Below are 10,677 nucleotides of genomic sequence, written 5' to 3'. Positions count from 1 at the left end.
CGGTCGGCACGGCCACGTACAGCAGTCCGCCACCGGCGGCGAGCCAGGGCCGCACGCCGTCCAGACCCGGGCGGGTCACCAGCGGCGCGGGCACCGTGGTGCCGGCGCCCGTGGCCGGGTCGATCACGTCGATCCCGGCGGGCAGCAGCGGGTCGGCGAGCCGGGAGCGCAGGCCGTACAGCAGGCCGCCGGACACCGACAGCGCGGTGTACCCGGACATGTCGCGGCGCCAGGACAGCGATCCGGAACCGATGTCGATCGACTCAAGTCTCCGCGTCTCGGTGCCGTTCTCCGGCCCGCGGGCCAGGTCGTAGGCGATGAGCAGGTGCCCGCCGGTGGCCACGGCCGGGCACATGTCGCGGCAGACGTCCTCGCCCCTGCGGACGAGGAACTCCCGGCCGTTCCGGTCATAGGCGTGCAGGCCGGTGCCGTCGAAGACGGCGGTCACGTCGCCGCTGACCGACACCGCGGGATGCGCGGCGTTCGTGGTGAACAGGGTGCGCCCCGTACGCGGGTCGATCGCGAGCGTGCGGTCGCGCGCGCCGCAGTCGAGGCCGAACGCGGCGACGCTCTCGCTGGCCGACGAGCCGTACGGGACGGCCTCGGGCAGCAGGCAGCCGTGCGTGAGGCGCTTACTCCACATGCGCCGGCCGGTCGTCGCGGCACGGCCGTACAGCGTGTGCCGGCCGTCCTCGGTGACGATGACCACGCCGCCGCCGGCCGGCCAGCGCAACGTGGTGCGCTCGGTCGCGGCCGGCACGTCGCCGCGCTGGCGCCAGAGCAGCGTGCCGTGGACCGCGTCGAGACCGACCATGAGGCGGTTGCCGCGGTGGCCGGTGCGCTCGAGGTAGGCGATGATCACCTGGCCGGTGCGCGCCCACCCGAGCAGGGACCACTGCCCGCGGTAGTAGTGCCAGCGCTCACGGCCGGTGCGCGCGTCACGGACGGTCAGGCCGCGACCGGACACGACGACGAGCTCGCCGTCCATGATCGTGTAGGCGACCCGGTCGTAGGCGGGCAGCTCGCTGTCGGCCACCGCCGTGTTGAGCTGCCAGCTCGCGGTGACCGGACCGGGCGGTGGACCCAGGTCGGCGAGCGGTGGCCGCGAGGCCTGGGTGACGGTGCGGTTCACCTGCCACCACTCCGCCTGAAGAATGAGCCGGTCGGCGAGTATCGCGCCGCAGATGACGGTGACCAAGGTCGCGAGAACCCCTGGCACGGCGCGCCAACGGCTCCGTGCGGACTCGACCGTGATCACCTCCAAATTTCCGGGACTGCCGAGCGTACGGGGTTTGGACGCCTGCCACCGATGATGGCGGCATGACGGCACCGGTCAAGGCGATTCGGCCGACGCCGGACCTGCATCGTGGAGGTCGCGGCTCGCTCTCCGGCCCCCGGTCAGAAGACGCTCGGGCGGCGTAAAGCGTTGATCAAGTAACCGGATTCTCAGGTGAGTGTTACGTAGCCTTCATGTGGCTCATCTGTCGTTTTTTACCGGTTATCTGACGCTATCCTCGCTTGCACCTATCAGACAGAGGACGGACCCAAGTTGTACAACGTCGCAGTCGTCCTGGCAGGTGGCACGGGGCAGCGGATGGGGCTCGAGATCCCCAAACAGCTCGTCAAGATCGCTGGCAAGCCGATCATGCAGCACACGCTGCAGGTCTTTCAGAGCGCTCCGCAGATCGACGAGATCATCGTCGCCATGACCCCCGGCTTCACCGCCGATGCCGAGGCGATCGTCGCCTCCGCCGGATGTACGAAGGTGTCCCGTGTCATCGAGGGCGGCACCACCCGTACCGAGACCACCATGCGCGCGATCGAAGCGGTCGGCGCCACGTCCCCCGAGGCGAACGTCCTCTTCCACGACGCCGTCCGGCCGTTCATCGACCAGCGCGTCATCGAGGACTGTGTCACGGCGCTGGAACGGTACGAGGCCGTCGACGTGGCGATCCCCTCGGCCGACACCATCATCAAGGTGGACGACTACGGCGGCACCGTGATCAAGGACGTGCCCCGCCGCGACCTGCTGCGTCGCGGGCAGACGCCGCAGTGCTTCCGCCTGTCGACGATCCGCGACGCGTACGAGCTCGCGCTGGCCGACCCGGACTTCACCGGCGGGAAGATCACCGCGACCGACGACTGCAGCGTCGTCCTCCGCTACCTGCCCGACGTGCCGATCGTCGTCGTGCCCGGCAGCGAGCAGAACATGAAGGTCACCCACCCGGTCGACGTGTTCCTCGCCGACAAGCTGTTCCAGCTGTCCTCCCAGGCGCCGCCGCCGTCGCCAGAGGACCACGGAGTCTATGAGAGCGGCCTGAGCGGCAGGACGGTCGTCATCTTCGGCGGCAGCCAGGGCATCGGGGCCGACATCGCCGAGCTGACCCGATCCTTCGGCGCGCGGGTGTACTCCTTCTCGCGCTCGGAGACCGGGACGCACGTGGAGAACCCGCAGGACATCGAGAACGCCCTCGCCAAGGCGTACGGCGAGACCGGCCGCATCGACTACGTCGTCAACACCGCGGGCGTGCTGCGCACCGGGCGCCTCGACGAGATCGACGACGCGACGATCGACGAGTCGCTGCGGATCAACTACCTCGGCCCGCTGCGCGTCGCACGGGCGGCCGCCGGTTACCTCCGCGAGACCAAGGGACAACTGCTGCTCTACACGTCCAGCAGCTACACGCGGGGCCGCGCCGGCTACAGCCTCTACTCCTCGGCCAAGGCGGCCACCGTCAACCTGACCCAGGCGCTGGCCGACGAGTGGGCCGAAGACGGGGTGCGCGTCAACTGCATCAACCCCGAGCGGACCGCCACGCCCATGCGGACGCGCGCGTTCGGGCAGGAGCCACCCGGCACGCTGCTGGCCTCCCGCGACGTGGCGATGACCTCGATCGACGTGCTCATCTCCGAGCTGACCGGCCACACCGTCGACATCCGCCGGCACGACCCGACGGCGGCCGCCCGATGACCCAGCGGGGCGAGGGAACAGAGAGCGCGTGGTCACCCCCTCCGGTGAAGGAAGGTTCATGATCTACCGGCTCGTACGAGCCGCGGCCGGCCCCGCGCTCGTCCTGTCCTACCCCGCGACGGTCGTGGCCGCACTGTGGCCGAACGCCTGGGCCTTCGTCGTCACGGCGCTGGTCGCCTACGTCGCCGACGTGGTCGCCTCGCGCGAGGAACTCCCCATCACCGAACGGCTCGGACAGGCCCACGCCGGCGTGACGGTGCGGTTCCTCCTCCGCGAGCTGGCCGTGCTCCTGCTGCTGGTGCGGCAGGGACACGCGGGCGACACCGTCTTCGCCGTCCTGGCGCTGGGCCTGCTCGGCCTGCACGCGCTGCGCGGGCTGTACTCCGGGCTCACCCTCTACGTCATCCGGCGCCGGCGGCTCCCCGTCGTCACGCGCGGCCTCGACCTCACCGGCCTGCGCATCCCCGACGCGCCCAGCCCGCAGCTCACCACCCGGCACGCGCGCACGATGCTGCACCTCGACGTGCTCCCGGTCATCCTCGCCGGGCTCTTCGGCCTGCGGGCCGGGGTGAGCGGGCTGGCCACGGCGTACGTGCTCGGCCTCGTCGCCTTCGCGATCATGGCGCGGCACGCCGCGCGCAACCGCCACCTCGGTGACGAGAACCGGGTCTTCGACCTGGTCAACGAGCGGCTGGCGGAGCTGCGGCCGGAGGTCGCGCTGTACTTCTCCGGCTCGGCGGACTCCGCCTACCAGGCCAACATGTGGCTCTCCACGATGGACGATCTCGACCACCGGGCAGTGATCATCCTGCGTGAGCGCCACATGGTGCCGCTGCTGGGCCGTACGAGGACCCCGGTGCTGTGCGTCCCCAAGGCGATGGACATGGTGCGGCTCGACCTGTCCTCGATCCGTACCGCGCTGTACCCGGCCAACGTCGGCAAGAACCTCCACATGCTGCGGATGTCCGGCGTCCGCTCGGCCTTCATCAACCACGGCGACAGCGACAAGCCGGCGAGCTTCAACCCGTTCGCCCGCGCGTACGACGAGGTCTGGGTGGCCGGGCCGGCCGGGCGCGAGCGGTATCTGACCATGCGCACCGGCGTACGGGACGAGGACATCGTCGAGGTCGGCCGGCCGCAGCTCGCGCCGATCGACCCCACCGGCGTCACCCCGGACCCGATGTTCACCGTCCTGTACGCTCCCACCTGGGAGGGCTGGTCGGACGACCTGGCGCACAGCTCGGTCGCGACGATGGGGCCGGCGATCGTCCGGGCGCTGCTCGAACACGCGCCGCAGATCCGGGTGCTCTACAAGCCGCACCCGCTCACCGGCACCCGGGACCCGAAGGCCATCGAGCGCCACAACGAGATCGTCGCGATGATCGAGCGGGCCAACGCGGGGCGCCCGGCGAGCGGCGGCGAGCACACCGACCGGCTCAAGGCCCTGACCCGGCGCTTGGACGCCCTCGCCGGAGACGAGACCGCCGGCGATGAGGCCCAGCTCACGCGCGACAGCGCCGCGGCCGGTGCGTCCGACGACCGGCGCGCGGCCGAGGAGGCGTGGACCACGGCGTACTGGCAGGCCGGCGGCCCGCTGCGGCACCGCGTCATCACCGGACCGCAGCCGCACGTGTACGACTGCTTCAACCACGCCGACCTGCTCATCACCGACATCTCCAGCGTGGCGGGCGACTTCATCGTCAGCGGCAAGCCGTACGCGGTGACGAACGTCAAGGGGCTGAGCGGCGAGGAGTTCCGCCGGCTGTTCCCGACCGCGGCCCTCGCGGCGTACCTCATCGGACCCGGCTGCGCCGAGATCGGGCAGATTCTGGCGCACGCGCAGGCCGAGGGGCCCGATCCGCTCACCGAGCGCCGGCGGGAGCTGCGCGCCTACCTGCTCGGGCCCGACGGCATCGACTCGGCCAAGCGGTTCGACGCCGCCGTCTCCGCGCTCTCCGCCAAGTCCCTCACCCGCACCGACGACGATCGGCCAGCAGCTTGAACCCGTCACCTCTCTTCGCCAAGATCGGCCGCCGTTTCGGAGGCGATACGGCCGGACCCGTCATCGCCGGCGGTCTCGTCCTGTCGTACGGCCTGCTCGTCATCACGGCCGTGTGGCCGAGCGCGCTGCTCGTCGCCCTGTTCGCGCTGACGGGCTACGTCGCCGAGGCCCTGCTGACCCGCCGCGCGGCGTACTTCAACGCCGCGCTGAGCCAGGTCGGCATCGGCCTGACGCTGCGTGCGACCGTCCGCGACGTGGCCACGCTGATCATGCTGGCCCGGTCGGCGACGCTGTCCGCCGACTGGTTCGCCACGGTCGCGGGGGCGCTGGTGCTGCTGCACCTCCTGCGCGCGGTCCACTCCTCCATCGCCGTCGTCATCATCGAACGGCGCCGGCTCCCGGTGATCACCCGGGGAATCGACCTGACGCGGCTGCGCCTTCCCGCGCCGCCGCCGGCCTCGGTGCGGGAGCACCGGTCGATGATCTACCTCGACGTGCCGGTGCTGGCGGGCGCGGTGCTCACCGTCTGGCTCGAGACCCCGGGACCGATCGCCGCCGGGCTCGCGGTGGCGCTGGCGGCCGGCCTGGTCGGGCTCGTCCTCGCCGCCTGGCACCTCCGGCTCAACCGGCGGCTGGCCGACCGCGAGCAGGTCCTCAAGGACGTCGCCGAGGAGATCGCCGCGTACGGGCCGGAGGTCGTGCTGTACTTCTCCGGCGCCGATGACTGCATGTACCAGGTCAACATGTGGCTGGAGACGTTCGACCGGCTGCCGCACAAGAAGATGATCATCATGCGGGAGCGGGGGAACATGCCGCTGCTCGGCCGCACGTCCTCGCCGGTCCTGTGCTTCCCCGGCGGCACCGAGATGATGAACTTCCCGATGCCGGAGACCGCGCGTGTCGCCCTGTTCCCGGCCAACGCCGGCAAGAACATCCACATGCTGCGGCTGCCGGACATCGGCTGCGTGTTCATCGGTCACGGCGACAGCGACAAGGCGGCCAGCTTCAGCCCGTTCAGCAAGGTCTATGACGAGGTCTGGGTCGCCGGGCCGGCCGGGCGCGAGCGCTACCGTCGCAGCGACGCGGGCGTGCGCGACGACGAGATCGTCGAGGTCGGCCGGCCGCAGCTCGCGGCGATCGACACCACCGATGCCACCCCGGACCCGATGTTCACCGTCCTGTACGCGCCCACCTGGGAGGGCTGGACCGGCGACCCGTACCACACGTCGGTCGCGGTGATGGGCGTCAAGCTGGTCCGCGCGCTGCTGGACCACGCGCCGCACGTCCGGCTGCTGTACAAGCCGCACCCGATGGCCGGCAAGAACGACCCCGCCGTACGCCGCGCCCACGGCAAGATCGTCAGCATGATCGCCGAGGCGAACGCGGCCCGCGACGCGAGCGGTCAGTGGCCCGTCGACCCGGCCCGCGACGCCGCGGCCCGGCGCGACCTGGAGGCGCTGACCGCGAGGCTGACGGCGCTGGGCGGAGAGTCGAGCCGCGCGGCCGACGAGGCGGAGGAGTCACGGCGCGCGGCAACGCCGGACCTGGCGGGCGACGCCCTGTGGCACGACACGGCGGCCGGGTGCGAGCAGGCGTACTGGGCGGCGGAGGGCTGGTGGCGGCACCGCGTGGTGACCGGCACGATCCCGCACCTGTACTCGTGCTTCAACCGGGCCGACCTGCTCATCACCGACATCTCGAGCGTCGTCGCCGACTTCATCGCGAGCGGCAAGCCGTACGCGGTGACGAACGGCGCGAACCTGCCGGAAGGCGAGTTCCGCGCCCAGAACCCGAGCGCGTCGGCGGCGTACCTGATCGGCCGCGACTGCGCGAACCTGAAGAACGTGCTGACGGCCGTGACCGCCGAGGGCGAGGACCCGATGACCGACCGCCGGCGAGCGCTGAAGCACGACCTGCTGGGCGCCGACGAGCCGGACGCGATGACCCGCTTCACCGACGCCGTGAACGCCCTGGCCGCCAAGCGCACCCGCACCGCCCTGGAAATCGCCGACCCGGCCTGACCACGCCCCACCGCCGAAGCGGAACGACGAGCCCTGACGGCGATCAGCCGAAGAGGTCGCCGGCCGACTCGACCGTTGCGGAGCGGGCTATCCAGTCCTGAAGCTGTGCCAGGTCACGGCAGCCGCTGATGCGCTCTTTCTGCGCCTCCGTAACCGCGATCCCCCGGGCGTGCAGAAACGTCAGCACGGCCTCAGCCTTGGCCTTGGCTTCGGCGTTGGCTTCGGCGTTGCGGAAGGTGTCGCTGTAGAACTCCGATTCGGTCATCATGAGCGCCTCCAAGGCGTCGCGGGCGGCTTGGGGAACGACGGCGAGGACGCAGTCGACGTAGCGGCGGGCGAGCCGGCGGTCGGCGTCGGCGATGAGGTCCGTGCCGTCCGATGCCGCCTGCAACACTTTCATACCCTCCGGGCCGCCGCTGTGGAACATCGCCGACAGCACCCCCATCGGCGGGTTGGCCAGGAAGTCCTTCGGGTCGGTCAGTTCGGGGACGTTGTCCGCTTGCAGGACCAGCGGGGTGAGGGTGTGGCCGGGGTGGCCGGTCTCGATCTTTCTGGCGCACCATTTGGCGACGTCGCGATCCGGGGCGACCACCAGGAGCATCGCGGGGCACCGCTCGCGGGCGCGGAGTGTGGCGATGTAGAGCGGCCAGGTCCAGAGCTTGTCCGTGTCCTCCTGGCGTTGGACCTCCACCACGACGCCGAACCTGCCGGAGTCGAGCTCTAACAGTACGGCCGCGTCGCCGGTGTACTCACTGGTCTTGAGGTCGGTGAAGGACTCCGAGCAGTGTGACGCCTCCCGGACATCCGGCAGGTCCACACCGAGTCCGGTGACGAGGTCGGCCGCGAGCGCGGGGCGCCAGCGGAACAACTCGGCGAGGACGTCGTGTTCTCGTGTCGGCATACTAGGGACACTATAAGTAGTGACCACATTACCGAGGGTAAACACAAGGATTCGCAAAGAGTCCGCGCCACGAACTCCTGAGCCGCCGCGAGGGGGTCAGATGATGGGGGGGCGGCCCAGGCGGGTCATGCGCCAGACCGTGCGCCACCTGATCGGGCGGCGGGGGCCCGCCGGCTTGCGCCAGCCCTCGCGGAAGCCGCCGAACCATGGGCGCAGTGAAGAGAGTCTGCGGTCGCGGATCACCGTCATGCCGATCCAGACGACCAGGTACGTCAGTGCGACCGGCCACGGGAGGTTGCGGCGGGCCAGCCACACCCGGTTGCGGGCGTTCAGCCGGTAGAACATCGCGTGGCGTGTCGGGGCCACCGCGGGGTGGAACATCACGCACTGCGCGTCGTACACGATGTGGTAGCCGGCGTTCAGCGCCTGCCAGGCGAGGTCGGTCTCCTCGTGGGCGTAGAAGAAGTCCTCCGGCAGCCCGCCGGCCGCGTCGAAGACCGCGCGGCGCACCGCGCACGCGCCGCCCAGGAACGTCGTCACCTCCGAGGACCGCAGCGGGTCGCCCGCGCGCAGCCGGGGCACGTGCCGGCGCTCGCCCGGGCCGCCCTCCGGGTCGCGCACCCGAAATGACACGATGCCGAGCTTCGGGTCGGCGGTGAAGCGGTCGCGCAGGTAGGCGCCCAGCTCCGTCGATTCGTAGTAACCGTCGTCGTCGAGGAACAGGATCAGCTCGCCGGTGGAGGCCTCGACTCCGCGGTTGCGGCCCGCCGGGATGCCGACGTTCTCCGGGAGCCGTACGACGCGTACGGCGTCGCCCCACGAGCCGGGCACGTCCGCGCCGTTGCCGACGAGGATGATCTCGACCTCGACGCCCTTCTGGCTCAGCGCGCTGTCGACGGCCTTCTTCAACTCGACCGGGCGGTTGCCCATGGTGAGGACGACCACCGAGAGCTTCACTTGAGCCTCCGTGAGGCGACGATGCTGACGAAGTGCAGGCCCGTCTGGACCACGGCGACGATCGCCACCGCGACGGCGAGCACGCGGGTCGCGGCGAGGGTGTCCGTCACCTTGTCGACCACGGCGGCGGCGAGGATCAGCAGGGACAGCTCCACGGCACCGATGATCCGGTGGAGCTTCAGCAGCGACACGGCCTCGCGGGCGAGGGCCAGGCCGGTGGACTCCGGCCGCAGCGCGCGGTCGCCGGTCGCCGGGTCGGCGGTCAGGCCGGATTTGGCGCGGGCCACCACGACGTTGTCGGTCTCGGCCTTGATCAGCGCGGCGCCGAGGGCGGCGAGCAGGCCGAGCTCGACGTACCCGCCGTTCTCCCAGGCGCCCTGGGCGCGTACGCCGAGGCCCGCCAGCAGCGCTACCTCGGACATGTAGTGCCCGATCCGGTCGAGGTAGACCCCGGTCACCGAGGTGCGCTTGCGGAACCGCGCGACCTCGCCGTCGGAGCAGTCGAGCAGGAGGTACGCCTGGATGAGCACCGCCCCGACGATCGCCCACACGAGGCCGGTCGTGCCGCCCGCGGAGACCGCGACGGCCGCGCCGCCGAGCACTCCGGAGGCGATCATCATGTAGGTGAGCTGGTTCGGGCTGAACCCGATCCGGACGAACACCCACGTGAAGAGGGGCGAGATGTCGCGCATGTAGAGGCGACCCGCCCAGTGTTCCTCGTTGCGCCGGTTCTTCAGGCCGGGCGGCTGCCCGCCCGCCTTGACCTCAGCCAGCGAAGGTGCCGACATATTCTCGTACCGCTTTCAGCAGGGCACCTTCGTCCAAGGCGAGGTGCTCCAGAATCGTGTAACGACCCGGCCTGGTCTGGGGAGCGTACGCCACCGCCCGGGCGAACTGCTCCGCGGTCAGACCGATGTCCTGGGGAGTCTTGGGCAACCCATGACGGTCGAGGCTCGCGACGATCTCGGCGAGACGCTCGGCGCCCTCGCCCAGATGAGTCGCGCGCAGGTGGTAACAGAACGCCGCCCCGAGCCCGGCCAGCTCGCCGTGGTTGGCCGTGCCGGGGAACAGGGCGTCGATCGCGTGCAGGATCTCGTGGTCGCCACCGCTCGCCGGCCGGGAGGACCCGGCGAACGACATCGCCATCCCCGACAGCACGAGCCCCTCGGCCAGCACCGTCAAGAACTCGTCCGACTCGATCGAGCGGGGCTGGTGGATGAGCGCCTCGCCGGCGGTGCGGGCCAGGGTCAGGGCGAGCCGGTCGATGGGGTCCTTCTGCTCCCGGTTCGACAGGATCCAGTCATCGACCGCGGAGAAGTTGCTCAGCACGTCGCCGATGCCGGCGCGTACGAGGCGTTCCGGCGCCGAGCGCACGTAGTCGAGGTCCACGACCATGGCGAGCGGCATCGCCACGCCGAACGACGCCTTGCCCTTGTCGTGCTCCAGCGAGGCGGTGGGCGAGCAGATGCCGTCGTGGGAGAGGTTGGTCGCGACGGACACCATCGGCATGCCGGCGAGGGTCGCGGCGTACTTCGTGGCGTCGATCGTACGGCCGCCGCCGATGCCGACGACCGCTTCATAGGACCCGCTCCGCAGCCGGGAGCCCAGGGCCATGGCCGCGTCGACGGACGCGCCCTCGACCTGGAACACCTCGCAGGCCTCCAGGCCCGGGCGGACGTGCTCGGCGATCTGGTCGCCCTGGCCCGGGCCGACCGCGATGGCGACGCGGCCCTCGGTCGCGATGCGCCGGTCCGCGAGCAGCTCGCCCAGATGGGCGATCGCCCCCCGGCGCACGTCGATCGACAGCGGAGCGGGGAGCATCCGC

8 protein-coding genes are annotated in these 10,677 nt (G+C 71.0%); 3 read left to right on the top strand and 5 right to left on the bottom strand.

Going from position 1 to position 10,677, the window contains the following annotated elements; all coding sequences use genetic code 11:
* On the bottom strand, nt 1–1,219 hold a 1,219-nt coding region (locus tag ACFFNX_RS08220; RefSeq protein ID WP_378197672.1), incomplete at its 3' end, for an outer membrane protein assembly factor BamB family protein.
* 330 nt (nt 1,220–1,549) lie between these two features.
* Here ACFFNX_RS08220 and ACFFNX_RS08215 point away from each other — a divergent pair.
* From ACFFNX_RS08215 to ACFFNX_RS08205, 3 genes are read left to right on the top strand one after another with little or no spacing between them, the layout of a single operon-like run.
* Entirely contained in the window at nt 1,550–2,971 is a 1,422-nt protein-coding gene (locus tag ACFFNX_RS08215; RefSeq protein WP_378197670.1) for an SDR family NAD(P)-dependent oxidoreductase, read from the top strand.
* A 58-nt stretch (nt 2,972–3,029) separates the two neighbouring features.
* Nucleotides 3,030–4,973, top strand: a complete 1,944-nt coding sequence (locus ACFFNX_RS08210; protein ID WP_378197668.1) for a hypothetical protein — start codon at nt 3,030–3,032, stop codon at nt 4,971–4,973.
* Complete coding sequence (locus ACFFNX_RS08205; RefSeq protein ID WP_378197666.1) at nt 4,970–6,994, top strand: hypothetical protein; 2,025 nt, start codon at nt 4,970–4,972, stop codon at nt 6,992–6,994. Before ACFFNX_RS08210 ends, ACFFNX_RS08205 begins: the two co-directional genes overlap by 4 nt.
* 43 nt (nt 6,995–7,037) lie before the next feature.
* On the opposite strand, the gene ACFFNX_RS08200 is transcribed toward ACFFNX_RS08205, so the two are convergent.
* The 4 genes from ACFFNX_RS08200 to ACFFNX_RS08185 all read right to left on the bottom strand — a co-directional run bounded on the left by ACFFNX_RS08200 (nt 7,038) and on the right by ACFFNX_RS08185 (nt 10,673).
* Nucleotides 7,038–7,895: a hypothetical protein gene (locus ACFFNX_RS08200; RefSeq protein WP_378197664.1), complete on the bottom strand. Its 858-nt coding sequence runs from the start codon at nt 7,893–7,895 to the stop codon at nt 7,038–7,040.
* Between the two features lie 96 nt (nt 7,896–7,991).
* Nucleotides 7,992–8,852 carry a glycosyltransferase family 2 protein gene (locus tag ACFFNX_RS08195; protein ID WP_378197662.1) on the bottom strand — a complete coding sequence of 287 codons (861 nt, stop codon included), beginning with the start codon at nt 8,850–8,852 and terminating at the stop codon, nt 7,992–7,994.
* Nucleotides 8,849–9,640: a CDP-alcohol phosphatidyltransferase family protein gene (locus ACFFNX_RS08190; protein WP_378197660.1), complete on the bottom strand. Its 792-nt coding sequence runs from the start codon at nt 9,638–9,640 to the stop codon at nt 8,849–8,851. Before ACFFNX_RS08190 ends, ACFFNX_RS08195 begins: the two co-directional genes overlap by 4 nt.
* Nucleotides 9,618–10,673: an iron-containing alcohol dehydrogenase family protein gene (locus ACFFNX_RS08185; RefSeq protein WP_378197674.1), complete on the bottom strand. Its 1,056-nt coding sequence runs from the start codon at nt 10,671–10,673 to the stop codon at nt 9,618–9,620. The genes ACFFNX_RS08190 and ACFFNX_RS08185 overlap by 23 nt, the downstream gene beginning before the upstream one ends.
* Nucleotides 10,674–10,677: the final 4 nt, after the last annotated feature.

Source organism: Actinoallomurus acaciae (genome assembly GCF_042429965.1).
GTDB lineage: Bacteria > Actinomycetota > Actinomycetes > Streptosporangiales > Streptosporangiaceae > Actinoallomurus > Actinoallomurus acaciae.
The sequence above is the reverse complement of the archived record's forward strand: the minus strand, read 5'-3'. Positions and strand labels throughout refer to the sequence as shown.